The sequence below is a fragment of the Mesorhizobium sp. M0768 genome (assembly GCF_040320195.1).
In the GTDB taxonomy this organism is placed as follows: Bacteria; Pseudomonadota; Alphaproteobacteria; order Rhizobiales; family Rhizobiaceae; genus Mesorhizobium.
This window is the reverse complement of sequence record NZ_JAMYPD010000001.1, coordinates 283,203-306,622: the sequence shown is the minus strand read 5'-3', so window position 1 is coordinate 306,622 and position 23,420 is coordinate 283,203. Positions and strand designations below refer to the sequence as shown.

The following is a 23,420-nucleotide window of genomic DNA, read 5'->3' as shown; positions in this document are numbered from 1 at the left end:
CCGCTCCGCAAGGTGCGGGCTTCTTCTGCTGTTAGTCCTTGAGCGGCTAATCCTTCAGCGGCTTGCCGAGCCGGCCTGCCAGATCCTGGGTGAACTGCCAGGCGACGCGGCCCGAACGGCTGCCGCGCGTCGTCGCCCATTCCAGCGCCTCGGCGCGCAGCGTCTCGGGATCGATGGCGAGACCGTGATGGCGGACATAGCCGTCGATCATGTCGAGATATTCGTCCTGCGAACATTTGTGGAAGCCAAGCCACAGGCCGAAGCGGTCCGACAGCGAAACCTTCTCCTCGACCGCTTCCGACGGGTTGATCGCGGTCGAGCGCTCATTGTCGATCATGTCGCGCGGCAACAGATGCCGCCGGTTCGAGGTGGCATAGAAGATGACATTGGCCGGGCGGCCCTCGACGCCGCCTTCAAGCGCTGCCTTCAGCGACTTGTAGGAGGTGTCGTCGTGGTCGAATGACAGATCGTCGCAAAACAGGATGAAGCGAAAGGGTGCCGCCTTCAGCAGTCCCATCAGCTTTGGCAGCGCGTCGATGTCTTCGCGATGGATCTCGATCAGCTTGAGCGGCAGGTCGGGGTTCGGCGAAGCGTTGACCGCGGCGTGCACCGCCTTGACCAGCGACGATTTGCCCATGCCGCGCGCGCCCCACAACAGCACGTTGTTGGCAGCATAGCCTGAGGCAAAGCGCTCGGTGTTGTCGACCAATATGTCGCGGACGCGATCGACCCCGCGGATCAGGCCGATGTCGACGCGGTTGACCTTGAGCACCGGCTCCAGATAGCCGGGATCGGCCTGCCAGACGAAGCAATCGGCCTCGCCCAGGTTGGTTTGCGGCACCGGCGGCGGGGCGAGGCGAGCGACCGCCTCGATCAGGCGGTCGAGCTTCTGGCTCAGGGTATCGATGGTGCTGTCGGTCATCTCTTGTCTTTTTTGTTTCGCTTTCGGGATGGTGCGGCAGGCCAATCTACCTGATTTCAGCGGTTTCGAAACTCGTCCCAAGCATTTGTTCGGGCATGATCTTTTGCGGAAACCGAGCGTCGCTTTTCGGGATCACCCTCTAACACGGCTCACCAGGCCGGAAAAGCAGCCGATTTGCCCGGCGGCGCAGTTGCATTGGCAACGTTACCGACTATATTCCGGCCAAATTTGGCGGGGCCGTCAAATTCCCAGAACGGTTAAGGCGGCTGTTTTTAAAATTCAGGAGTACCTCGATGTTCGTGACACCGGCATACGCCCAAGGCATCGGCGGGGACTCGTCCGCAATGTTTATCCAGATCGTGCCGTTTGCTCTGATTTTCGTGATCATGTATTTTCTGATCATCCGGCCGCAGCGTACGCAGCTAAAGAAGCGCGGCGAGATGCTGGCGGCGGTTCGTCGCGGCGATACCGTTGTCACCGGCGGCGGCTTGGTCGGCAAGGTGACCAAGGTGATCGACGATAACGAGCTGGAGATCGACCTTGGCGGCGGCACCAAGGTGACGGCGCTGCGCTCGACGATCGCCGACGTACGCGTCAAGGGCGAGCCGGTGGCAAACCAGAACGCCAAGAAATAACCCAAATCCAAGCGGTGATATCCGCGGGCAGGGCTACTAACGACGGCATATGTTCTATCTTTCGCGCGTGACGATCGTCCTGACTTGGCTTGCCGTGGCCGCCATGTTGGTCTTCGACGCGTCCAATCTCCTCGCCGCCAGTCCGCATATTCTGCTTCGGTTGGACGCGGCCGATGTAACCAACGGCCGGCTGGTGTCGACACGCGACGAGATCAGGACGCTGCTGCGCGATGCCAAGATCGGCTATACCGAACTTACAGGATCGGGCCGGACAGTGCAGGTGCACATCACCGATCCGGGTCAGCTTGACTCCGCCAAGGCGGCACTCAAGACAGTGACCGATCCTGTCGCGGACAGCGGTGTCCAGGAAATGACCCTGGACGATAGCGAGCCCGGCCTGCTCAAATTCACTGTAACAGATGCAGGTCTGAAGTATCGAACTTCGGCCGCGCTTGCACAGTCGGTTGAGGTCATCAAAAATCGTGTCCGCGATCTAGGCGTCACCGACCCGGTGGTCCAGTCAACGGATGAAGACGGCATATTGATCCGGACTGCGGGTGTTGCCGATCCGCAAAGGCTAGGACAAATTCTCACCCGGCCCGGTCGCCTAAGCTTCCAGCTCGTTGATCAATCGATGCCAGTCAACGAGGCAATCAACGGCCGCCCACCCGTCGGCTCGGCGGTTTTTTATTCGATGGGTGAGCCTCCGGTTCCCTACTTGATCGAAAATTGGGTTATCCTTTCCGGTGAAAATGTGGTGGATGCGGAAGCAACCCGCAATTTGGCAATCGATGAGCCCGTCGTCGCATTCCGGCTTGATTCGCGAGGTACGGCGCGTTTCAAATGGGCTACAACGCAGAATGTCGGCAAGCCGTTTGCGGTGATGTTGGACGATCAGGTGATTTCGGTGCCTATTATCCGAGAGCCCATTGAAGGCGGCACCGGTCAGATATCGGGAAATTTCACCGCTGAAAGCGCCAATGACCTCGCCTTGCTGCTACGCACCGGTCCATTGCCAGCAAGATTGACAATCGCCGAGGAAGCACGATAGGGCCGGCCGTGGTCAGAATTAGAAATATGCCCATAAACCGACCGATGGCGGAACGCTGCCGCTTGTACGCCTGAACGGATAAGAACTGATGCTTTATTTTTCGCGCTTCAAGATGATCCTGATCTGGCTGGCCGTAGCCGCCACGGTGGTCCTCGCTGCGCCCAATCTTTTCTCGGCAAGCACCTTGGCCCAACTGCCCAGTTGGGTGCCGAAGCGGCAGATGACGCTCGGCCTCGACCTGCAGGGCGGCTCGCACATCCTGCTCAGGATGGATCCGAACGATCTGATCAAGGATCGGCTGGAGACGACGCGCGACGAAATCAGGACGCTGCTGCGCGATGCCAAGATCGGCTATACCGGCCTTGCCGGGTCGGGGCGCACGGTGCAAGTCCGCATCACCGATCCCGCACAGATCGACGCCGCCAAGAACGCACTGAAGCCGTTGACCAATCCGGTGGCGGCCGGCCTGTTCAGCGGCGGCTCCATCCAGGAGATGACCCTGGATGATTCCGAGGCCGGCCTGCTTAAATTCACCGTCACCGATGCCGGCATCAAATACCGTACGTCGACGGCGCTGACCCAGTCGATCGAGGTCGTCAGCCGTCGTGTCAACGAACTGGGAACGACCGAGCCGATCGTGCAGCGGCAAGGCGACGACCGCATCCTTGTGCAGGTGCCTGGTTTGCAGGACCCGCAACGGCTGAAGGAAATTCTCGGCCAGACCGCCAAGCTGACCTTCCAGATGGTCGACCAATCGATGCCGGTGCAGGATGCGCTGAACGGCCGTCCGCCGCCGGGGTCCTCGGTGCTGTATTCGCAGGACGATCCTCCGGTTCCGTATCTGATCGAGAACCGCGTCATCGTTTCGGGTGAAAACCTCGTCGATGCCCAGGCGACGTTCAACTCGCAGACCAATGAGCCGGTGGTTTCGTTCCGCTTCGATTCCAAGGGGGCGCAGCGGTTCGGCCAGGCGACAGCGCAGAATGTCGGCAAGCTGTTTGCCATCATCCTCGACAACCAGGTGATTTCGGCGCCGCGGATCAACGAACCGATTCCTGGCGGCTCCGGCCAGATATCGGGGAATTTCACCGCCGAGAGCGCCAACGATCTCGCCGTGCTGCTGCGCGCCGGCGCCTTGCCGGCGACGCTCACAGTGATCGAGGAGCGCACCGTGGGGCCTGGCCTCGGCCAGGACTCCATCCATGCCGGCAAGGTCGCCGGCATCATCGGCTCGATCCTGGTCGTGGCGTTCATGTTCGTCGCCTACGGGTTCCTCGGCTTCCTCGCCAACATCGCGCTGGCGGTGCATGTCGCGATGATCGTCGGGCTGCTGTCGCTGCTTGGCGCGACGCTGACCTTGCCGGGTATCGCCGGTATCGTGCTGACCATCGGCATGGCGGTCGATTCGAACGTGCTGATCTATGAGCGTATTCGCGAGGAGAGACGTGCCGGCCGCTCGGTGATCCAGGCGATCGATACCGGCTTCAGCAAGGCGCTGGCGACCATCGTCGATTCCAACGTCACTTCGCTGATTGCCACCGTGGTGCTGTTCTACCTCGGCACCGGGCCGGTGAAGGGTTTTGCCGTCACCTATGCCATCGGCATCCTGACCACAGTCTTCACCGCCTTCACCTTCACCCGCCTGCTGGTGTCGATCTGGCTTCGCCGGGCCCGTCCGAAGGAGTTGCCACGCGCGCCGGTGACCTTCATTCCGCCGGGAACGAAAATTCCGTTCATGGGCATCCGCCGCTGGACGTTCACGCTGTCGAGCGTGCTTTCGGTGCTGTCGGTCATCGGCTTCATGACCATCGACATCAATTACGGCATCGATTTCAAGGGCGGCTCACTGATCGAGGTGCAGTCCAAGGCCGGCAATGCCGATCTGGCCGACATCCGCGGCAGGCTGACGGAACTCAATATCGGCGAGGTGCAGGTTCAGCAGTTCGGCGAGCCGAACGACGTGCTGATCCGCGTCGGTACCCAGGAGGGTGGCGAGAACGCCGAGCAGACCGTCATCGACAAGGTGCGCGGCGAGCTGCAGGACCAGTATGATTTCCGCCGCGTCGAAGTGGTCGGGCCGACGGTCTCGGGCGAGCTTGCCAAGCAAGGCACCATTGCCATGCTGGTCGCGCTGCTCGGCATTCTGATCTATGTCTGGTTCCGCTTCGAATGGCAGTTCGCGGTCGGCGCCATTGTTGCGACCGTTCACGACGTGGTCATGACGATCGGCTTCTTCGTCCTCACCGGCCTCGAATTCAACCAGTCGTCGCTGGCGGCGATCCTTACCATCATCGGTTATTCGCTCAACGATACGATCGTCGTCTATGACCGCGTTCGCGAGGATCTGCGAAAATACAAGCGAATGCCGCTGCCGCAATTGCTGAACAACGCCATCAACGAGACGCTGTCGAGGACGACGCTGACCTCGGTGACGACGATCCTGGCGCTGCTGGCGCTGGTGCTGTTCGGCGGCGAGGTGATCCGCTCGTTCACCATGGCCATGCTGTTCGGCGTCGTGTTCGGCACCTATTCGTCGATCTTTATCGCCGCGCCACTGCTTATCCTGTTCAAGCTGCGGCCGCAGGCCACAGCGTCGGACGAGGAAAAGCCGGTGGGCGGCGGCAAAGCCATAGCCACCTGACGGCTTGCCTCAAAAGTGGCCAAGGGTATCGTCATCCGCGAGGCGCATTTCCCCGGCCGCGCACCGATCGAGGCTTACGGCAATGGCGGTTTCCGCTTTGCCGACATGTCGCATCGCGGCTCGCTGCTGTGCCTGCCTTCGGGCATCTATGGCTGGGAGCCGGCCGATCCGCTGGCGCTGACGGCAGCGGATTTCGCCAAGCTGTTCAACGAGGCAGACAAGGTCGAGATCCTGCTGGTCGGCAGCGGCAAGGATCTGAGGCCGTTGCCGGCCGCGCTGCGTGCCGCGCTGAAGGATGCCGGCATTTCCGCCGATCCGATGTCGACCGGGGCGGCTGTGCGGACCTACAATGTGCTGCTGGCTGAAGACCGCGCGGTGGCCGCAGCACTCATCGCCGTCGACTGACGTGGCCGAAAACACCAAACTCGTCATGGAGACGGTGCGCGCCGCTGATCATGACCGCTACCTGACCGCGCTCTACGCGCCCGAAGACAAGCGGGACGCGCTGTTTTCGCTCTATGCCTTCAACGCCGAAATTGCCGGCATACGCGACCGCATCCACGAGGCGCTGCCGGGCGAGGTGCGGCTGCAATGGTGGCGCGACGTCATCGCAGTCGAAGAGGATGGGGCTGAGGTCGGCCATCCCGTGGCGGACGCGCTGAAGGCGACTATTTCCGCCCACCATCTGCCCAAGGCCGCTTTCGAAAACATGCTCGAAGCGCGCATCTTCGATCTCTATGACGACCCGATGCCGTCGCGCACCGACCTCGAAGGCTATTGCGGCGAGACTGCCGCAGCACTTATCCAGCTTGCGGCGATGGTGCTCGATCCGGTCGAAGCACCGCGCTTTGCCGAGCTTGCCGGCAGGGCAGGTTGTGCGCAGGCGATGACCGGTCTGCTGCTTCTGCTGCCGCTACATCGCGAGCGGGGACAGTGCTTTGTGCCGGCCGATATTTTGGCGGCGGCGGGATCCTCGCCGGAAGAATTCGTTACAGGTGACGGCGGGCCGGGCGCGGAACGCGCCGCTGCCGCGATAATCGCGCTGGCACGGGAACATCTTTCCGCCTTCGAGCAGGGGGCGTCCGCTCTACCGGTTTCGCTGCGCCCGGCGTTTCTGCCGCTGGCTCTTTCGGGCGCCTATCTCGACAAAATGGAGCGCGCCCGCCGCTCGCCTGTCAAGGAGGTGGCGCGGCTCTCTGTCTTGCGCCGGTATTGGCTCTTGTTCCGGCGCGCGACGCGGGGCTGGCCGGTCGCATAGAGGCTGCCGCGTAGCCAACCCGACCGTTATTCCGCCGCTTCCGCCCGAAAAGGCAGCCCCAGCCATTCGCGGCAGTCGGCGAGCGCGCGCGATGTCACCGCGTGCCGCTTGGCAACCGTCTTGTCCTTGCCGCGCAGCCGCTTGCCTTCGATCTTCGGCGCGTCCACCGGCGGAAACAGGCCGAAATTGACGTTCATCGGCTGGAAGGAGCGCTTTCCCGGCTCATCGTCTGAAACGATATGGCCGCCGGTGATGTGGTTGAGCAAGGCGCCGAAGGCGGTGGTCAAGGGCGGCAGCGACGGCGCATGGCCAAGCCTTTCGGCGGCGGCAAAGCGCCCGGCGAGCAGGCCGATGGCGGCGCTCTCGACGTAGCCCTCGCAGCCGGTGATCTGGCCGGCAAAGCGCAGGCCGGGCCGCGACTTCAACTGCAGCGACGCGTCGAGCAGCGTCGGCGAATTGATATAGGTGTTGCGGTGCAGGCCGCCGAGGCGGGCGAACTCGGCGTGTTCCAGCCCGGGGATGGTGCGGAATATGCGCACCTGCTCGGCATGCTTCAGCTTGGTCTGGAAGCCGACCATGTTGTAGAGCGTGCCCAGCGCATTGTCCTGGCGGAGCTGGACGACGGCATACGCCTTTACAGACGGATTATGCGCATTGGTCAGTCCCATCGGCTTCATCGGCCCGTAGCGCAATGTCTCGACGCCGCGCTCGGCCATCACCTCGATCGGCAGGCAGCCGTCGAAATAGGGCGTGCCTTCCCATTGCTTGAATTCGGTTTTCTGGCCGTCGACCAGCGCCTGCACGAAGGCAAGGTACTGCTCCTTATCCATCGGGCAGTTGATGTAATCCTTGCCGGTGCCGCCGGGACCGACCTTGTCGTAGCGCGACTGGAACCAGCAGATATCCATGTCGATCGTGTCGAAATGAACGATCGGCGCGATGGCATCGAAAAAGGCGAGCGCGTCGGCGCCGGTTGCTTCCGCAATCGATTGGGCGAGCGAAGGCGCCGTCAGCGGGCCGGTGGCAACGATCGCCTGGTCCCAGTCCGCCGACGGCAGGCCGGGCACTTCCTCGCGACGAATGGTGATGAGCGGGTGCGCTTCGAGCTTTCTGGTGACCGCTTCGGAAAATCCGTCGCGGTCGACGGCCAGCGCTCCGCCGGCCGGCACCTGATGCGCGTCGCCGGCGCTCATGATCAGCGAACCGGCCAGCCGCATTTCGGCGTGCAGCAGGCCGACGGCATTGGTTTGCGCATCGTCGGAGCGGAAGGAGTTGGAACAGACGAGCTCGGCCAGCCCGTCGGTCTTGTGCGCGTCGGTACCGCGGACGGGACGCATTTCATGCAGGACAACTGGAACGCCGGCTTCGGCCGCCTGCCAGGCGGCTTCGGAGCCGGCGAGACCGCCGCCGATAACGTGAATGGGGTTCTTGTCCATGAGCGCCGAAATAGTCGCTTGGCGCAAGGATTGCAATTGCCACGCGGGAGAATGGCTGACGGGGGAAGCCGCCCCAAAACAACAACACCCGCCGGGGGAGGAGGTCCGGCGGGTGTCGTTTTGTTGGTCGATCCTCGGGAGGAGGTGAAGATCGACCGTATTCGTCATCGCCGGGGAGGAGGTCGGCTTTGACGAAATTCCTTTCGCCATTTGAAAGGGCGCGAAACCCTTTTTAGAAACAGCGCCCGCCGGGGGAGGAGGTCCGGCGGGCGCCGTTTTTGTGGTCAACCCTCGGGAGGAGGTGAAGGCTGACCGTATCCGTCAGAGTCGGGGAGGAGGTCGACCCTGGCGAAATTCTTGTTGTTAGATCGCCCTGCGAGCGACCATCTTGATCTCGTCGCGGACGATGCCGAGATCGTTGAGCTGGCGGTTCGACAGGCGACCCAGCTCGGTAACCGTCTCGCGGTACACGCGCCAGTTACGATAGTTGCGGATCAGGTTCATTGTCGTTCTCTTTTCAAAACTGGTTCGGGCCATTTGCGGCCCGAAGGATTAGACCGCCTTGCGGGCGACGTAGTGAATGTCGCTGCGGCTGATGCCGAGATCGGTCAGTTCACGGGTGCTCAGGCGGCTCAGCTCGGACACGGTGTCCCTATAGCGGCGCCAGTTGCGATAGTTGCGGATCAGGTTCATGGTAGTCTCGTTTCGTCTTTCTTTCGGATCATTCCGTCTTTGTGTGCACCGTGAAAATAGGTGGGGTCATATCGATTTAAAAGCGCTATTGGTGCATGGCAGCAATGCAAATTGTGCAATGCAGCATTAACGCGCGTCCAGTTTTCCGCCCAGATCGGAAAATGCCGTTAGGTCAAACGCTTGGCCGGACGAGCTAAAAGAACCAAGGAAAGGGGGAGGGGCATGGCGAGCTATTCGTCACGGGTCAGGTCGGATATCGCGCGATGGCAGCAGGCCGGCCTGATCGACGCGCCGACAGCCGAGGCTCTAACGCGCGACGTCGAGGCAAACGAACGCAAATCGCTGAGTTTCGGCTCGATCCTGGCGATGATGGCGGCGCTGCTGTTCGGCGCGGCTATCCTGATCTTCATCGCCGCCAACTGGGAAGTCATCCCGCGGCTGGTGCGGGTCGCGGCACTTTTTGCCGTTATCCTTGCCGGCTATGTCGGCGGCGCGATGTTGAAGATGCGCGACCATGCGGCGATCGGCGAAGCACTGTGGATCGTCGCGGCTGCGGCATTCGGCGGTTCGATCGCGCTGATCGGCCAGATGTATCATTTGTCGGGCGACGAGGCCTCGGCCTTGATCACCTGGGGCGCCGGCACGACGCTAGCGGCGGTGGCGCTGCGCTCAAACCCACTGACCGTCGCTGCCGTCGGCATCGCCGATGCCTGGCTATTCCTGAGAGGGTTCGACTACTTCCGGCGCACGGAATTTCCGCATCTCTTCGTGGTCATGGCGCTAATACTGTTCGCCGTTTCGTTCTGGACGCGCAGCCAGGCGGCGCGCCACCTGATCATCCTGTCGGTCCTTTTCTACCTCGTGCTGTTGGCCATGGAATACGACACGCTGCAAGTCGCCATCCCGCTCGTTGCCGCGTCGGTGCTGCTTTTTACCGCTGCGATCTTTGCTGCCGGGCCGGTCGAGAGGGTTTTGCAACTCGGCGGCAGGTTGACCTTGCACGCGCTGATCGGCTTTCTCACCGGACTGGCGATGATCCAATTCGAACTGGCGGATGAAAGCAGCTACAATAGCGGCTTCGCCATTGCCTCGGCTGTTGCGCTGGCCGGCATCATCGCGGCGATCGTGCTGGGCGGCCGCGAGAGCCGGGGACTGCGCTGGGTTGCCTATGCGGGCTTCGCCTTCGAACTCGCCATCATCTACGTGGTGATGCTGCAATCAATGCTCGACACGGCAGGCTTCTTCCTTGCGGCGGCGGTGCTGCTCGCCGTTCTTGCTTTCATTATCATCCGCATAGAAAGGCGCATGAACGCCTCGAACATGACAGGAGCGGCGGCATGATGACCGGCAAAAGACTGATCATCTCGGCGCTGGTCCTGGCGCTCGTCCAGATCGGCTTTCTGAGCTGGATCATCGCCGGACGCGCGGCGATCCTGCGCGATGGCAAGCAGGTCCTGCTCAAGGTCGAGCCGATCGATCCGCGCGATCTCTTGCGCGGTGACTACATTCTGCTCGGCTACGACATTTCACGCATACCGGTGAAACTGATCGGCAACATTCCGGCCGGCAAGCTTTCCAGCGAGGAAACGTCGATCGTGGTCAGGCTGAAGCAGGGCGCCGATGGCTATTGGGGCCCGACCGCGGCCTGGTTCGGGCAAGCGCCGGCGCCGGCAGCATCCGATGAAGCCGATATCGTCGGACACGTCTCCGAGGGCTGGAATATCGGCCAGGGAGCAACGACGATCGCGCCGGAGTACGGCATCGAGCGCTTCTATCTGCCGGAAGGCGAGGGGATGGCGATCCAGAACGATATGCGGGTGCGGCCGTTCGGCATCCGGGTGGCGATTGCGGCCAACGGCACGGCGCAGATCAAGGCGCTGGTGGATGGCGACAAGACACTGTTCGAGGAGCCGCTTTACTAGATCGCGCCACGGCCTTGGCAATGATCCTCCTTCGCCAAGGCTTCGGAGGAGCTTCGAGTGGCCTGCCACCCGAAGCTCGAAGAGCGAAGGGTGGTGCGGATGAAGGGACTCGAACCCCCACGCCTTTCGGCACTGGAACCTAAATCCAGGGCGTCTACCAATTCCGCCACATCCGCATTGCCCGGCCAATCCCATGTAGCCATCATTCTGTCAATGTCAGGGCTGATATCGGCATCATTGGCCGGAATGCAAAGATGGTTGAAAATCAGCGTCGCCTGTGACAAAAGGCGTGTCGAATGTGACGGGACGCGACGATCCGCTTCTGCAGAATGTGATAAGAAGTAGGAAAAACAAAGACTTATTCACATTTTGGAGCGTATTTCTGGAGGATTTGTGCCGCGTTGAGCGGACAGATCGCCAAGTCCCGCACCAAAAGCCATTCCCGGCAAGATCATACCGGCAGGCTGTAAACGGCAGGGGCCGTTTGACGGCCTCATTGGTGGAAACAAAGGTTTTATGATGCAGGTCACCGAAACGCTCAACTCCGGTCTCAAGCGCGAGATCAAGATCACCGTGCCGGCCGGTGACATGGAAGCCAAGCTGATGGCGCGGCTCTCCGATGCCAGGAACAAGGTCCGCATCAACGGCTTCCGCCCCGGCAAGGTGCCGGTGCAGCATCTGCGCAAGGTCTACGGCAAGTCGTTCATGGCCGAAGTGGTCAACGAGATCCTCAATGATTCGACCCGTTCGATCATCACCGGGCGCGGCGAAAAGGCCGCCATGCAGCCCGAAGTGATCATGACCGAGGACGAGAAGGAAGCCGAGAAGATCCTGGCAGGCGGTGCCGATTTCGAGTTCCGTCTGAACTATGAGGTCATTCCGCCGATCGAGATCAAGGATTTCTCCGACATCAAGGTGACGCGCCAGGTGTTCGACGTGCCGGATGAAGAGATCGACGAGCAGGTCAAGCGTGTCGCTGAATCCGCCCGCACTTACGAGCCGAAAACCGGCAAGGCCGCCGAAGGCGATCGCGTGACCATCGATTATGTCGGCAAGATCGACGGCGAAGCCTTCGGCGGCGGCGCCGGCACCGATCAGCCGCTGGTGCTCGGCTCGAAGGAATTCATCCCCGGCTTCGAGGACCAGCTGGTCGGCAGCAAGGCCGGCGACGAGAAGCAGGTCACGGTTACCTTCCCGGAAAACTACCAGGCGGCGCATCTGGCCGGCAAGGAAGCCACTTTTGACGTGACGGTCAAGGAAGTGTCGAAGCCCGGCGCGCTTGAGATCAACGACGAGATGGCCAAAAATCTCGGCCTTGAATCGCTGGAGCGCCTGCGCGAGGTGGTGCGCGGTCAGATCGAGAACCAGTTCGGCTCGATAACGCGCCAGAAGGTCAAGCGGCAGTTGCTCGACCAGCTCGACGCTGCCTACTCGTTCGAGGCGCCGTCCAAGCTAGTCGAGGCCGAGTTCAACAACATCTGGAACCAGGTCAATCGCGATCTCGAAGCTGCCGGGCGGACCTTTGCCGACGAAGAGACGACGGAAGAAGAAGCGCGTGCAGAATACATGCGGCTTGCCGAGCGCCGCGTGCGTCTCGGCCTGGTTCTCGCCGAAATCGGCGAGAAGGCCGGCGTCACGGTGACGGACGAGGAATTGCAGCGCGGCCTGTTCGAGCAGGTGCGTCGCTATCCGGCCAACCAGCAGCAGGAGGCCTTCGAATTCTATCGCAACAATCCCGAAGCGCTGAACACGTTGCGCGCGCCGATGTTCGAAGAGAAGGTGGTCGACCATCTGCTCGGCCAGATTTCGGTCACCGACGTCAAGGTCAGCAAGGAAGAGCTGCTGGCCGACGAGGAGGATACGGATACAACCAAGGCCAAGCCGGCGAAGAAGGCGGCTGCGAAAAAAGCGGACACCAAGAAGGCCGACGACGACGCTGAAGAGCCGAAGAAAAAGGCCGCGCCGAAGAAGAAGGCCGCCAAGGACGCTGAATAACGTCCCTGCTGAATTCCGAAAGGCCGCCTTCTCGAGGCGGCCTTTTTCGTTGTGGCACAGACGCAACGGATTTCACGCATCTGGCGGTCGAGGTAGCGATATGAAGCTTTGATGATTATCTGCGCTGGGTTGCTGACCGCAGCGGTTGTTGGAGGCATCGTTGAGACAGTTCTTCGGTATCGGAAGCGTGGCGGCGGCGTTCCTGCTTGCGTCGGTCTGTGGCATTGCCCAGGCTGATACGGTTCTCGACAACTGGCGGTTCGACAAGAGCAGCGATGGCCTTGTCACCGCCTCGCTTTATGCGACCAACAAGCTCATCACCGGCGGCGGCGCATTGAGCTACAGCCCGGTTTTGACGATCGCGTGCCGGACCGCCGGCGAACCGCGTTGGAGCGAATGGCTGCAGCTGAGCGACACCGTTTCCGCCAGCCGAACCATCGCCATGTCGGTGACTGTCGGCCAATCCGGCAAGCTCAACGAAAGCTGGTCGGTCGGCCCGCGCAGCAGGATGCTGGTCCGCGACGGTGCCGACGGCATCAGGCGACTGATTGCCGCGGACCGGCTGCTGCTGTCCTGGCGGTTCGGGCTGCTGTCGGGGCGCGGCAAAGCCGAGTTTGACCTCACCGGAGTTGAAGAGGCGATCGGCCGGATCGCCGCCAGCTGCAACACCAAATTGCCTTGAGCAGATTGTCCGCATTAAACCTTGGCACGGCCGAACTCTATCTGCCGGCCGGGTTCCGTGGTATGTAGGTGCCGCAACCCCGGGCAGTGGATATCCGTTCTGCCATTCAAGAGCGCATGCCAGCGGACTAAATGTCGGCCTGTGCAGGTCAGCCAGGGCAAATTGGCGATCAGGGAGGAAATGCCATGCGTGCCTTTGTGTTTTTTGTCATCATGTCCGTCGCCACCGTCATTGCCGGCCCCTCGCGGGCACAGGATGCCGCGGCGGGTGAGAAGGTCTTCGCCAAATGCAAGGTCTGCCATATCGCGGACAAGGATCAGAACAAGATCGGTCCGTCCTTGAATGGCGTCATCGGCCGAACGGCCGGCACGCATCCGGGGTTCAGCTATTCCAAGGCTATGACCGAGGCCGGCAAATCCGGCGTTAAATGGGACGAAGCCACGCTGACGACCTACCTTCACGATCCCAAGGCGATGGTCAAAGGAACGAAGATGGCATTCCCCGGCCTCAAGAAGGACGAGGACGTCGCCAATGTCATTGCTTATCTGAAGCAATTCTCCAAATAGCCCGGCTCTTCCGCCGGATCTTGGTATAGCAAACAGGTCGAGGCATAGCCTCGGCCGCAATCTGCCGGCAGTGTCGGTGGGGAGGGCGACTCGTTGCAAAAAAGACATTGGCCGGCTAGGCTGCCATTCCCATCGGTGGTCGTCTGAATGTCGACTGAAGAAAGCCGTCTCAAGGATACCGGCATCCGCCTCTCGGAGGCGACGGCGGGTGATTTCTTTGCGCTTTTGAAACCACGCGTCATGGCGCTCGCCGTGTTTACTGCCTTCGTCGGCCTGATGATGGCGCCCGGCGTGATGAATCCAGTTATCGCCTTAATTGCCATCGGCGCAATCGCGGTTGGAGCGGGAGCCGCCGGCGCGCTCAATATGTGGTACGACGCAGACATAGACGCCTTGATGTCTCGCACGTCCAAGCGACCAATTCCGTCCGGTCGCGTCACGCCTGGCGAAGCTCTCAGCTTCGGTCTGGTGCTTTCCGCACTGTCGGTCATGACGCTCGGCGTGCTGGTGGGGTGGCTCGCCGCATCGTTGTTGGCGTTCACCATCTTTTTCTATGTCGTTATCTACACGATGTGGCTGAAGCGCTCGACGCCACAGAATATCGTCATAGGCGGCGCGGCAGGCGCCCTTCCTCCGGTGATCGGGTGGGTTGCTGCAACCGGCGCAATCGGCATTGAAAGTCTCATCCTGTTTCTGATCATTTTCCTCTGGACGCCGCCTCATTTCTGGGCGCTGGCCCTTTTCAAGGTCGGTGACTATGCCGCGGCTGGGGTCCCGATGATGCCGAATGTGGCCGGCCAGCACTCGACCAGAAAACAAATCTTCGCCTATTCGCTGCTCTTGGCGCCAATCGGCGTGCTCCCTTGGGGCCTCGGCTTCGCGAGCGGATATTACGGCACTGCTTCAGCCGCGTTGGGTGCAGGTTTCATTTGGCAGGCCTGGAAGGTTCTCGTCGCCGACAAGGAGATGAAGCCGGCAAAGGCGCTGTTTGCGTATTCGATTGTCTATCTTTTCGCAATATTTGCAGCGTTGCTTGCCGACACCATTGTAATGCGAGTGATCGCTTCAGCCGACTATTGACCCCGGCTCAAAACATCACATTGGCAGAGCACAAAATCCCAGCAACAGCAGAATAACGACGCCAAGGCCGAGTATGAGAACTGTCCTTCCGTCCATGACCTTCACCTTCGACTAGAAGAGCATATCGAAGAACGGCGTCCGTAGCTAGTCAGGCTACCCGGGACCTCTTACTCCCGGGCCTTCCTACAAAGCGCGACAAGTCCCCCGCATGAGAGTATATTGATCATGGTGCAGGTCGCGGTTTGCGTGGGCCAATCATGCGGAACGGCAGCACCGTAAAACGCGACCTTACCGGACCTGGTCTGGAGGAATGGTCATGGCAAGCTTTCACGTAATAGCAGGCGCCAGCGAGACGCTGGAACACACCAGAATTCGAAAAATCGGTGTCTCCGATCTTTTTGATGCGCTCAGGCGTGGCGTCGATGATTTCATGGTCAAGCCGTCGCACATCGTTTTTCTCTGCCTGATCTATCCGATTGCGGGTGTCGTGCTTGCTGTCTGGACATCAGGTAACAACACGCTGCCATTGCTGTTTCCGCTTGTGTCCGGCTTTGCACTGATTGGTCCGTTCGCGGCGATCGGCCTCTATGAGATCAGCCGGCGACGGGAAGCCGGGCTCGACGCCTCGTGGAGGCACGCCTTTGAGGTCAGGAGTTCTCCAGCACTGCCGGCTATTGCAGCGGTCGGCGTCATGCTGCTTGCGATCTTCATCGCCTGGCTTTTGACGGCCCAGATATTCTACCAGACCCTGTTCGGCCCGGCGCCGCCGCAATCGCTGTCCAGTTTCATCAGTGAAATATTTGCCACGGGACGCGGCTGGACGCTCATCATCCTGGGTCACGCCATCGGCTTCGTGTTCGCCGCGGTTGTGTTGTGCACCACGGTCGTCGCATTCCCGTTGTTGCTCGACCGCGATGTCGGCGCCTACGAAGCCATCCACACCTCGGTGCGCGTTGTCCTGGCCAACCCGATCGTGATGGCCGTGTGGGGCCTTATCGTCGCCGTCGCCCTGATCGTCGGCTCGCTGCCAGTGTTCGCCGGGTTGGCAGTCGTGCTGCCGATCCTTGGTCATGCGACCTGGCATGTCTATCGGAAAGTTGTGGAATCGCCGCCGGCCACCAGACCGTGAGCTGAAAAAACCAGCCCTGCGCGCACCGGTGAAAGTGCCGGTGCGGGCAGGTGGGGCAGAGCTTTCAATAGGCCGGGTGGCTGAAACGGGCCTGGCGCGCGTCCTTTGTCAGGTCGCGAAAATCTCTGCCGCTCACATGCACCAGCGTCCTATGATCACCGCCCTCGAAATAGATTTCGGGAGCGTCGCCGAGGCTTTCATCGAGGACCACTGGCACATCATAGGCAGCGCCGATCGGTGGCACAGCGCCGACATCGCAATCGCCGAACAACGAGACCACCTCGTCTTCGGAGGCAAGTCCAAGAGGCTTCTCCATGACATCCTGCAATGTCGCGAGTTCTATCCTGTGCGTGCTTGGAACCACGGCGAGCGCGTAGCCACGGTCGTGGTGAACGACCACCGATTTGGCCATTATGCTGCCAGGCACATGTGCCGCAATGGCGGATTGTCTGCTTGTCGCCGTGCGGTGATGCTCGACGGTGTCGTAGGAAATTCCCTTCCTATCGATGAAGTCTTTCAGTCTGGTTGCGATGGTCATCTTGGGCGCCCCTTGCTGGTGTTCGCGACGCATGTGGAAACGCCGGCATCGCCTGTCGTTTCCGATACCAACAGAAATGGACCAGTCGTGGATTGTTTCAAGGCGAAGGCTCCAGGACCGGACGGCCCGGATCCGGATTGCATGTCAGGGCCCAGCCCCGAAAAACGCCATTCGGGTGAGAAGCGTGTAGTCCGCTTCGAAGACCATCATCGTCACGAACACCAGAACCAGCACCGGCGGCAGGATAATTGCATATGCCAGTGCCAGCCGTTCCCAGGCCATGTGCATGAAGATGGCGACGATCAGTCCTGCCTTGAGGATCATGAAGATCAGGATCAGCGACCATCTGAGATAGCCGTGGAGACCGAAATAGTCGACCAGATAGGAGCAGGTGCTGAGGATGAACAACCACGCCCAGACCACCAGATAGAGCTTGATCGGGTGCTCCTGATGAACCTCCGCCGGGGTAACGCCGGTCGTCGTCGCATCATGGGTACGGGCGCTGTCCAGTGCGTGTTGTCCCAGGCCGTTTGCGGTTGCTTCAGCCATGTCCTGCCTCTCACCAAAGATAGAAAAATGCGAAAATGAACACCCAGACCAGGTCGACGAAATGCCAGTAAAGCCCCATGATTTCGACGTTCTCGTAGCGGCCCCTTCGGCTGGTGAAGAAGCCGGGCCGTCCGACATCGTAATCCCCGCGCCAGACCTTTCGCGCCACGATGATCAGGAAGATCACCCCGATCGTCACGTGCGTGCCGTGGAAGCCGGTGATCATGAAAAAGGATGCGCCGAACTGGGCAGCGCCCCAGGGATTGCCCCAAGGCCGCACGCCCTCGGTGATCAGCTTGGTCCATTCGAAGGCCTGCATGCCGACAAAGGTCGCGCCGAGTGCTGCGGTCAAGAGCATCAGCACTGCCGTCTTGCGGCGGTCGCGGCGGTAGCCGAAATTGACCGCCATGGCCATCGTTCCGCTGCTCGAGATCAGCACGAAGGTCATGATGGCGATAAGGATCAGTGGAATGTCGGAGCCACCGATGCGCAGGGCGAAGACCTCGCTCGGATTGGGCCACGGCACACGTGTTGAGATACGCGCGGTCATGTAGGAGAGCAGGAAGCAGCCGAAGATGAACGTGTCGCTGAGCAGGAAGATCCACATCATGGCCTTGCCCCAGGACACGTTTTTGAACGCCCGCTGATCCGAGGACCAATCGGCGGCGATGCCTTGCCAGCCTGCGGGCCGCGGCTCTGTTCGGCCGATGTGGGCCAGTGTCGTCTCTGCCATCCGCCCGTTCCTCCTAGGTCAGCAACCCTCGGCAAATGTCGATTAAAGTCGAAGCCCAGCCGGCCAGAAGCGCAAAGATGGCGAGCCAGACGAAAAGCAGGAAATGCCAGTACATGGCGCACAGCTCGACACTGAGGCGAAGCCGCTGCGGCTGCGCTCCGTTCCAGGCGCCGACGCTCGTTCTGCCCAGCCCGACCAGTCCTCCCAGTATATGCAGGCCATGCATTCCCGTTAGCAGGTAGAAGAAGCTGTTGGCCGGATTGGATGCCAGAAAATAGCCATCCGCACTCAGTTCCCGCCATGCCACAAGCTGTCCAATCAGGAAGACGAGCGCCGTGAGTCCAGCGGTGGCGAGGCCGAGCCTGACCATGTCCACTTGACCCTTGCGCGCCGCGAGCGAAGCGCACTGTATCGCGATGCTGCTCAAGACCAGTACGCCGGTGTTAAGCCAGAGCAGGGGCGGGATGGGCAGCGGCCGCCAATCCGACAGCGCCATGCGCATGAAGTAAGCACTGGTGAACAGCGCGAACAGGCAGCCGACGACGGCAAGGAAGACGCCGAGACCGATCTTTGCGGTCGGCAGCGCCGATCGGTCCAGAGCGACAAAATCCCCGGTCATACCTTGCTCGAGCCACGGCTTCGTCATTAGCCGCTGATGGGAAAGCCACCACCCGGCAATACCGGCGATCACGAGCAGGAAGACCAGGATTACGCTCATGCCGGCTCCCTGGAGGGCGCGAAGGAGCCCGGAACGTTTTGCGGTATGAAGTCCTCCTTGGCTCCCGGTACGCTGTAGTCATAGGCCCAGCGATAGACGATCGGCAGATCCTTGCCGAAATTGCCGTGGGCGGGCGGTGTTTCGGGCGTCTGCCACTCGAGCGTCGTTGCCCGCCACGGATTGCCGCCAGCCTCACGGCCATGGCGGATGCTCCAGATGAGATTGAACAGAAACACAATCTGAGCAAAACCGACTATAAAAGCCATGATGCTGATAAACGAGTTCAGGTGGTGGGCCGATTCCGTCATGATCGTCATGTCGGTCAATTCGTTGTACCGCCGCGGCACGCCCATCAAGCCGAGATAGTGCATGGGAAAGAAGATCAGATAGGCGCCGAGGAAGGTGACCCAGAAATGGAACCGGCCCAGTGTCTCGTTCAGCATCCGGCCGGTGACCTTCGGATACCAGTGATAGATCGCGCCGAAGATTACGATGATCGGGGCAACCCCCATGACCATATGGAAATGGGCGACGACGAACATCGTGTCCGACAGCGGAACGTCGACGACGACATTGCCAAGAAATAGCCCAGTCAACCCGCCATTGACGAAGGTGACGATGAAGGCCAAGGCAAAAAGCATCGGTATGGTGAGGTGGATGTCGCCGCGCCACAGCGTCAGCACCCAATTGTAGACCTTGATGGCTGTTGGGACAGCGATGATCAATGTCGTTGTGGCGAAGAAAAAGCCGAAATAGGGATGCATGCCACTGACATACATGTGGTGCGCCCAGACCACGAAGCTCAGCGCGCCGATGCCGACGATGGCCCAGACCATCATGCGGTAGCCGAAGATGTTCTTGCGCGCATGGGTGCTGATCAGGTCGGATACGATGCCGAAGGCCGGAAGCGCCACGATGTAGACTTCCGGATGGCCGAAGAACCAGAACAGATGCTGGAACAGGATCGGGCTGCCGCCGCCGTGCTGCAACTGTTCGCCCATCTCGACGATCGCCGGCATGAAGAAGCTGGTGCCGAGCGCCCGGTCGAGCAGCATCATCACGCAGGCGACGAACAGCGCCGGGAAGGCGAGCAGTGCCATGACGGTGGCGGTGAAAATACCCCAGACAGTAAGCGGAAGGCGCATCAGCGTCATGCCGCGCGTGCGCCCCTGCAGCACCGTCACGACATAGTTCAAGCCGCCCATGGTAAAGCCGACGATGAACAGGATCAGCGAGACAAGCATCAGGATGATGCCCCAGTCCTGGCCGCCTGGCGTACCGGTCATGATCGCCTGCGGCGGATAGAGCGTCCAGCCGGCACCCGTCGGTCCGCCGGGCGCAAAGAAGCTCGACACCAGGACCAGCACGGCGAGCAGATAGATCCAGTAGCTCAGCATGTTGACATAGGGAAAGACCATGTCGCGAGCACCAACCATCAACGGGATCAGATAGTTGCCGAAGCCGCCCAGGAAGAGTGCCGTGAGCAGGTAGATCACCATGATCATGCCGTGCATGGTGATGAACTGGTAGTAGGCTTCCGGGGTGATGAAGTCGAATGTGCCGGGGAAGCCGAGTTGCAGCCGCATCAGCCAGGATAGCACCAGCGCGACCATGCCGATCGCTGTCGCCGTCGCCGAATACTGGATGGCGATGACCTTGGCGTCCTGCGAGAAAACGTATTTCGTCCACCAGCTGTGCGGATGGTAGAGTTCCATTTCCGCGACTTCGGCCGGCGGTACCGCATCTGCAGGTGTGATATCGACCATAGGAACACCTCCGTGCCCTTCTCGGCCAGCCCGACAGTTCGGACTTGCCGCATTAACTTCAATCCCGACGGCGCGCCGTCGTTCCGGTTTCCTACTCTGCCGAGCCCATCTGCTGGGGCGCGGACAGCTGCGCAAAAGTCTGCTGCTGGCCAAGCCACGCCAGATAGTCTTCCTGAGTATCGACCATGACCACGCCATGCATCATCGGATGTCCCTGGCCGCAGAGTTCGGCACACAGGACCTGGAAGGTTCCGGTCTTGGTAGGAGTGAACCAGAAATAGGTGACCGAGCCCGGGATCATGTCCATCTTGGCGCGGAATTCCGGCACGTAGAAATCGTGCAGCACATCGATCGAGCGGAGCAGCATCTTGACCGGTTTGCCTACCGGGAGGTGCAGGTCGGCCGCTTCCACTACGACATCGTCCTGACCGTTGGCATCGGTGGCGATGACGCCGAGTGGATTTTCAGCGTTGACGTCGCGAGTGTCGGATGTGCCGAGCTTGCCGTCCTTGCCGGGGAGGCGGAAACTCCATTGCCACTGCTGGCCGACGACTTCGACCTCGGTTGCGTCGCTTGGAACGGTAACGAACCGGCTCCAGACGAACAGGCCTGGAACGAGCAAAGCGGTGACACCAACCGCGGTGACGACCGTCAGCCAGGATTCGAGCCGCCTGTTCTCAGGTTCGTATGCCGCCTGATTGCCTTCCCGATGACGGAAGCGGAAGACGCAATAGGCCATGAAAAGAACCACGGCGGCGAAGACGACACCGGTGATCCAGAAAGTTATGATGATGGTGTTGTCGATATAGTCCCAGTTCGAGGCAATCGGCGTCCACCACCATGGGCTCAGGAAGTGGAACAACACCGAGCCCACGACTATCAGAACGAGTACAAGCGCAACGGCCATGTCCCGGTTCCTCCCGGTATTCCAAGCGGCGCAAGCCGTCCCGGGAAATACCAAGTGCATCATAACTTGATTTGCGATGAAAATTCTAGAGCCGGCTGTGGGAAGGGCAAAAATACCATTTCGCGGCGCTGGCGGTCCTTCGGTTCGGCGGTGATCAGCGGCAGGCCCTCATCTATTTCCAGCTCACCCGCCCGATGCGGCCACGCGGCAAACATCGTCAGCGTGGAGTAGCCGGCAATGGCGGGCACGCCGAATGCGCCTAGCAGAACCACCGGAACGGCGATCGTCGGGGATCCCTCCACCTGCTCGACCGACAGCTCGACGAAGGGAGTGGAGCCACTTTATTGGCCGGCAGATGTCACCCGCCAAACTGTGTTGCCGACGTCGTCGGCGATGAGCAGGGCCCCGGTTTTGTCGACAGCCAGGCCGACAGGCCGGCCGCGCGCCTTGTTGTCCTTGTCCAGGAAGTCAGTCACCACGTCGGTAGCGACGCCGCTCGGACGGCCGCCGCTGAATGGTACGAAAACTACCTTGTAGCCATTGAAGCGCGTGCGGTTCCAGCTGCCATGCTCGCCAACGAAGGCGCCGCCGCGATATGCCTCGGGAAGGCTGGTTGCCGCATAGAAGGCCAGCCCCAGAGGGGCGACGTGGGAACTCAGTGCATAATCCGGAACGATCGCTTTTGCGACCAGGTCCGGACGTTGGGGCATGACGCGGGGATCGAGATGCTGGCCGTAATAGCTGTATGGCCATCCGTAGAAGCCGCCATCCTTTACCGAGGTCAGATAATCCGGCACGAGATTGGGGCCGAGCTCGTCGCGTTCATTGATCACTGCCCAGAGCGCCCCGGTCTGCGGCTCCCAGCTCAGGCCGTTTGGATTGCGCAAACCGCTGGCGAAAATGCGCGACCGGCCGGTGGCCCTGTCTACCTGCCAGATGGCGGCGCGGTTCTTCTCCGCCTCGATGCCGTTTTCGGCGACGTTGCTGTTCGAGCCGATGCCGACATAGAGCAGCGAGCCGTCGGGGCTTGCCACCAGGCTCTTCGTCCAATGGTGGTCGATCGGGCCGCCGGGCAGGGCGGTTAGCGGCGTCCCGGGCGCGGTGATCTTTGTGTCACCGGTGTTGTAGGGATAGCGGACGATGGAGTCGGTATTGGCGACGTAGAGATCGCTTCCCACCAGCGCCACGCCAAAGGGGGAGCTCAGGTGGTCGAGGAATACGCTGGTCAGCTCCGGCTTGCCATCGCCATCGGCGTCGCGCAGCAGCGTAATGCGGTTGCTTGGGCCGCTGTCGCCGCCCGAGGTGACCCAGGATTCGATCCAGCCCATCACCAAATCCTTGGGCCGTTTGATCGGTTCGCCACCCGGCGCCTTGGACTCGACCACCAGGACGTCGCCATTGGGCAGCACATAAAGCGACCGCGGATGCTGCAAGCCGTGGGCGAAAGCCTGGATCTGCAGCCCCTGCGCGACTGTCGGCTTCTCGTCGCTCTTCCATCCGACCACGGAAGCGAGATGCATCGGCGGGAAGAAATATTGGATCGGCTCCGGCAGTTTTGGATTCGGCCCTATCTGACTGCTGGGGTCCGGGTCGTTGCCGCTGCACGCTGCAAGAGTGATCGCCGCAGTGCAAACTAGGACGGACACCGCGATGCGCCTGGTCTGACCGATGGAGCTTGCTATGCGCATCAATCCGCCACTCCGACGTGATGCCTGTACACCATGGACCAGCCCAGCCAACCGGTGAAGATGAGGACGAGCACGACAACCGCCGAGAGGATCAAGCCTGTAGGAACGATGGAGGTCCATGCATCGCGGGTGTGCACGAGCATGTTGATGATGGATAACGCCAGCGCCAGAAGATTGCCGAGCACGTGCGGCCAGGCGGGGGGCTGTGCCCTTATCAGCGGATTGGCCAGGAAATCGATCAGCCCCGCGATCGCTGCCAGGCAGCCCATGATCACGCCGACGGTAACCAGCCAAGCGGAGAAGTCAGCCCACATCATCTCCGCTGTTCGCCAATAGGCTAGATCCGTCAGCAGGGTGCCGACGAAGCAGGCGATCGGAAATGGCACGAGCATCGGATGAATAGGATGTCCCGCAATCCTGGCCGTCGAACGCGGATTGTCACCGACCATAATGCGTCATCCTTCCTATTCTCGTCCAAACAAACGCCGCCTGCCCGGCCTCCAGCGGCTGT

25 protein-coding genes and 1 tRNA gene are annotated in these 23,420 nt (G+C 61.0%); 12 read left to right on the top strand and 14 right to left on the bottom strand.

The features are described 5' to 3' along the window. Positions 1 to 46 precede the first annotated feature (46 nt). On the bottom strand, positions 47 to 922 hold the full coding sequence (locus NKI08_RS01470; protein WP_352470430.1) for an ATP-binding protein: 876 nt from the start codon (positions 920 to 922) through the stop codon (positions 47 to 49). A gap of 293 nt (positions 923 to 1,215) precedes the next feature. Between NKI08_RS01470 and yajC the strand changes: the two genes are divergently transcribed. From yajC to NKI08_RS01445, 5 genes are all read left to right on the top strand, one after another. Then, positions 1,216 to 1,557 (top strand): preprotein translocase subunit YajC, encoded by a 342-nt coding sequence (gene yajC / locus NKI08_RS01465; protein WP_352451381.1) that lies wholly within the window; start codon positions 1,216 to 1,218, stop codon positions 1,555 to 1,557. 49 nt (positions 1,558 to 1,606) lie between these two features. Continuing rightward, complete coding sequence (locus NKI08_RS01460) at positions 1,607 to 2,608, top strand: SecDF P1 head subdomain-containing protein (RefSeq protein ID WP_352766782.1); 1,002 nt, start codon at positions 1,607 to 1,609, stop codon at positions 2,606 to 2,608. Positions 2,609 to 2,696: 88 nt separating this feature from the next. After that, the gene (gene secDF, locus NKI08_RS01455) at positions 2,697 to 5,249 is read left to right on the top strand and encodes a protein translocase subunit SecDF (protein WP_352470433.1); all 2,553 of its coding nucleotides are present in this window, start codon (positions 2,697 to 2,699) and stop codon (positions 5,247 to 5,249) included. A 15-nt stretch (positions 5,250 to 5,264) separates the two neighbouring features. Then, a complete protein-coding gene (locus NKI08_RS01450) occupies positions 5,265 to 5,654 on the top strand; it encodes an Mth938-like domain-containing protein (protein WP_352500864.1) in 390 nt (129 codons plus the stop codon). Positions 5,655 to 5,679: 25 nt separating this feature from the next. After that, on the top strand, positions 5,680 to 6,507 hold the full coding sequence (locus NKI08_RS01445; RefSeq protein ID WP_502899548.1) for a phytoene/squalene synthase family protein: 828 nt from the start codon (positions 5,680 to 5,682) through the stop codon (positions 6,505 to 6,507). Positions 6,508 to 6,533: 26 nt separating this feature from the next. Here the strand turns inward: NKI08_RS01445 and trmFO are convergent, their stop codons facing one another. The 3 genes from trmFO to NKI08_RS01430 form a co-directional block, all read right to left on the bottom strand. After that, positions 6,534 to 7,943: a methylenetetrahydrofolate--tRNA-(uracil(54)-C(5))-methyltransferase (FADH(2)-oxidizing) TrmFO gene (trmFO, locus tag NKI08_RS01440; RefSeq protein ID WP_352685533.1), complete on the bottom strand. Its 1,410-nt coding sequence runs from the start codon at positions 7,941 to 7,943 to the stop codon at positions 6,534 to 6,536. Between the two features lie 363 nt (positions 7,944 to 8,306). Then, positions 8,307 to 8,447: a DUF1127 domain-containing protein gene (locus NKI08_RS01435; RefSeq protein ID WP_023678914.1), complete on the bottom strand. Its 141-nt coding sequence runs from the start codon at positions 8,445 to 8,447 to the stop codon at positions 8,307 to 8,309. Between the two features lie 48 nt (positions 8,448 to 8,495). Further along, complete coding sequence (locus tag NKI08_RS01430) at positions 8,496 to 8,636, bottom strand: DUF1127 domain-containing protein (protein ID WP_091596947.1); 141 nt, start codon at positions 8,634 to 8,636, stop codon at positions 8,496 to 8,498. Positions 8,637 to 8,858: 222 nt separating this feature from the next. Between NKI08_RS01430 and NKI08_RS01425 the strand changes: the two genes are divergently transcribed. Together NKI08_RS01425 and NKI08_RS01420 are read left to right on the top strand one after the other, a co-directional pair. After that, positions 8,859 to 9,977 (top strand): DUF2157 domain-containing protein, encoded by a 1,119-nt coding sequence (locus NKI08_RS01425; RefSeq protein WP_352500861.1) that lies wholly within the window; start codon positions 8,859 to 8,861, stop codon positions 9,975 to 9,977. Then, a complete protein-coding gene (locus NKI08_RS01420; RefSeq protein ID WP_352614037.1) occupies positions 9,974 to 10,558 on the top strand; it encodes a GDYXXLXY domain-containing protein in 585 nt (194 codons plus the stop codon). Before NKI08_RS01425 ends, NKI08_RS01420 begins: the two co-directional genes overlap by 4 nt. 91 nt (positions 10,559 to 10,649) lie before the next feature. Here the strand turns inward: NKI08_RS01420 and NKI08_RS01415 are convergent. Continuing rightward, positions 10,650 to 10,734, bottom strand: a tRNA-Leu gene (locus NKI08_RS01415). Between the two features lie 343 nt (positions 10,735 to 11,077). Between NKI08_RS01415 and tig the strand changes: the two genes are divergently transcribed. The 5 genes from tig to NKI08_RS01390 all read left to right on the top strand — a co-directional run bounded on the left by tig (position 11,078) and on the right by NKI08_RS01390 (position 16,010). Further along, a complete protein-coding gene (tig, locus tag NKI08_RS01410; RefSeq protein WP_352470469.1) occupies positions 11,078 to 12,553 on the top strand; it encodes a trigger factor in 1,476 nt (491 codons plus the stop codon). A 160-nt stretch (positions 12,554 to 12,713) separates the two neighbouring features. Further along, the gene (locus tag NKI08_RS01405; RefSeq protein WP_352470439.1) at positions 12,714 to 13,235 is read left to right on the top strand and encodes a hypothetical protein; all 522 of its coding nucleotides are present in this window, start codon (positions 12,714 to 12,716) and stop codon (positions 13,233 to 13,235) included. Between the two features lie 212 nt (positions 13,236 to 13,447). Further along, a complete protein-coding gene (locus NKI08_RS01400; protein ID WP_502899547.1) occupies positions 13,448 to 13,801 on the top strand; it encodes a c-type cytochrome in 354 nt (117 codons plus the stop codon). Positions 13,802 to 13,948: 147 nt separating this feature from the next. Then, entirely contained in the window at positions 13,949 to 14,881 is a 933-nt protein-coding gene (locus tag NKI08_RS01395; RefSeq protein ID WP_352500859.1) for a heme o synthase, read from the top strand. A gap of 316 nt (positions 14,882 to 15,197) precedes the next feature. Continuing rightward, positions 15,198 to 16,010 carry a DUF2189 domain-containing protein gene (locus NKI08_RS01390; RefSeq protein WP_023678906.1) on the top strand — a complete coding sequence of 271 codons (813 nt, stop codon included), beginning with the start codon at positions 15,198 to 15,200 and terminating at the stop codon, positions 16,008 to 16,010. A 64-nt stretch (positions 16,011 to 16,074) separates the two neighbouring features. Here NKI08_RS01390 and NKI08_RS01385 read toward each other — a convergent pair whose 3' ends face one another. The 9 genes from NKI08_RS01385 to NKI08_RS01345 form a co-directional block, all read right to left on the bottom strand. Continuing rightward, a complete protein-coding gene (locus NKI08_RS01385; protein ID WP_352470443.1) occupies positions 16,075 to 16,548 on the bottom strand; it encodes an aminoacyl-tRNA deacylase in 474 nt (157 codons plus the stop codon). Between the two features lie 144 nt (positions 16,549 to 16,692). After that, positions 16,693 to 17,097 carry a cytochrome C oxidase subunit IV family protein gene (locus NKI08_RS01380; protein WP_352470444.1) on the bottom strand — a complete coding sequence of 135 codons (405 nt, stop codon included), beginning with the start codon at positions 17,095 to 17,097 and terminating at the stop codon, positions 16,693 to 16,695. A 10-nt stretch (positions 17,098 to 17,107) separates the two neighbouring features. Further along, positions 17,108 to 17,830, bottom strand: a complete 723-nt coding sequence (locus NKI08_RS01375) for a heme-copper oxidase subunit III family protein (protein WP_023678903.1) — start codon at positions 17,828 to 17,830, stop codon at positions 17,108 to 17,110. A 13-nt stretch (positions 17,831 to 17,843) separates the two neighbouring features. After that, positions 17,844 to 18,548, bottom strand: a complete 705-nt coding sequence (locus NKI08_RS01370; RefSeq protein WP_352539753.1) for a cytochrome c oxidase subunit 3 — start codon at positions 18,546 to 18,548, stop codon at positions 17,844 to 17,846. Further along, positions 18,545 to 20,314, bottom strand: coding sequence for a cytochrome c oxidase subunit I (gene ctaD / locus NKI08_RS01365; RefSeq protein ID WP_352470447.1), 1,770 nt, complete (start codon positions 20,312 to 20,314; stop codon positions 18,545 to 18,547). The genes NKI08_RS01370 and ctaD overlap by 4 nt, the downstream gene beginning before the upstream one ends. Before the next feature lie 91 nt (positions 20,315 to 20,405). Continuing rightward, positions 20,406 to 21,221, bottom strand: coding sequence for a cytochrome c oxidase subunit II (gene coxB / locus NKI08_RS01360; protein WP_352500857.1), 816 nt, complete (start codon positions 21,219 to 21,221; stop codon positions 20,406 to 20,408). 59 nt (positions 21,222 to 21,280) lie between these two features. Continuing rightward, the gene (locus tag NKI08_RS01355; protein WP_352567649.1) at positions 21,281 to 21,469 is read right to left on the bottom strand and encodes a hypothetical protein; all 189 of its coding nucleotides are present in this window, start codon (positions 21,467 to 21,469) and stop codon (positions 21,281 to 21,283) included. Between the two features lie 93 nt (positions 21,470 to 21,562). Further along, a complete protein-coding gene (locus NKI08_RS01350; protein WP_352766775.1) occupies positions 21,563 to 22,909 on the bottom strand; it encodes a PQQ-dependent sugar dehydrogenase in 1,347 nt (448 codons plus the stop codon). Further along, positions 22,909 to 23,358, bottom strand: a complete 450-nt coding sequence (locus tag NKI08_RS01345; protein WP_352470450.1) for a DUF2231 domain-containing protein — start codon at positions 23,356 to 23,358, stop codon at positions 22,909 to 22,911. Before NKI08_RS01345 ends, NKI08_RS01350 begins: the two co-directional genes overlap by 1 nt. Positions 23,359 to 23,420 lie beyond the last annotated feature (62 nt).

Coding starts and splice junctions, on each gene's coding strand:
- NKI08_RS01470 (WP_352470430.1), bottom strand. CDS start 922: ATGACCGACAGCACCATCGATACCCTGAGCCAGAAGCTCGACCGCCTG.
- yajC (WP_352451381.1), top strand. CDS start 1,216: ATGTTCGTGACACCGGCATACGCCCAAGGCATCGGCGGGGACTCGTCC.
- NKI08_RS01460 (WP_352766782.1), top strand. CDS start 1,607: ATGTTCTATCTTTCGCGCGTGACGATCGTCCTGACTTGGCTTGCCGTG.
- secDF (WP_352470433.1), top strand. CDS start 2,697: ATGCTTTATTTTTCGCGCTTCAAGATGATCCTGATCTGGCTGGCCGTA.
- NKI08_RS01445 (WP_502899548.1), top strand. CDS start 5,680: ATGGAGACGGTGCGCGCCGCTGATCATGACCGCTACCTGACCGCGCTC.
- trmFO (WP_352685533.1), bottom strand. CDS start 7,943: ATGGACAAGAACCCCATTCACGTTATCGGCGGCGGTCTCGCCGGCTCC.
- NKI08_RS01435 (WP_023678914.1), bottom strand. CDS start 8,447: ATGAACCTGATCCGCAACTATCGTAACTGGCGCGTGTACCGCGAGACG.
- NKI08_RS01430 (WP_091596947.1), bottom strand. CDS start 8,636: ATGAACCTGATCCGCAACTATCGCAACTGGCGCCGCTATAGGGACACC.
- NKI08_RS01425 (WP_352500861.1), top strand. CDS start 8,859: ATGGCGAGCTATTCGTCACGGGTCAGGTCGGATATCGCGCGATGGCAG.
- NKI08_RS01420 (WP_352614037.1), top strand. CDS start 9,974: ATGATGACCGGCAAAAGACTGATCATCTCGGCGCTGGTCCTGGCGCTC.
- tig (WP_352470469.1), top strand. CDS start 11,078: ATGCAGGTCACCGAAACGCTCAACTCCGGTCTCAAGCGCGAGATCAAG.
- NKI08_RS01400 (WP_502899547.1), top strand. CDS start 13,448: ATGTCCGTCGCCACCGTCATTGCCGGCCCCTCGCGGGCACAGGATGCC.
- NKI08_RS01395 (WP_352500859.1), top strand. CDS start 13,949: ATGTCGACTGAAGAAAGCCGTCTCAAGGATACCGGCATCCGCCTCTCG.
- NKI08_RS01390 (WP_023678906.1), top strand. CDS start 15,198: ATGGCAAGCTTTCACGTAATAGCAGGCGCCAGCGAGACGCTGGAACAC.
- NKI08_RS01385 (WP_352470443.1), bottom strand. CDS start 16,548: ATGACCATCGCAACCAGACTGAAAGACTTCATCGATAGGAAGGGAATT.
- NKI08_RS01380 (WP_352470444.1), bottom strand. CDS start 17,097: ATGGCTGAAGCAACCGCAAACGGCCTGGGACAACACGCACTGGACAGC.
- NKI08_RS01375 (WP_023678903.1), bottom strand. CDS start 17,830: ATGGCAGAGACGACACTGGCCCACATCGGCCGAACAGAGCCGCGGCCC.
- NKI08_RS01370 (WP_352539753.1), bottom strand. CDS start 18,548: ATGAGCGTAATCCTGGTCTTCCTGCTCGTGATCGCCGGTATTGCCGGG.
- ctaD (WP_352470447.1), bottom strand. CDS start 20,314: ATGGTCGATATCACACCTGCAGATGCGGTACCGCCGGCCGAAGTCGCG.
- coxB (WP_352500857.1), bottom strand. CDS start 21,221: ATGGCCGTTGCGCTTGTACTCGTTCTGATAGTCGTGGGCTCGGTGTTG.
- NKI08_RS01350 (WP_352766775.1), bottom strand. CDS start 22,909: ATGCGCATAGCAAGCTCCATCGGTCAGACCAGGCGCATCGCGGTGTCC.
- NKI08_RS01345 (WP_352470450.1), bottom strand. CDS start 23,358: ATGGTCGGTGACAATCCGCGTTCGACGGCCAGGATTGCGGGACATCCT.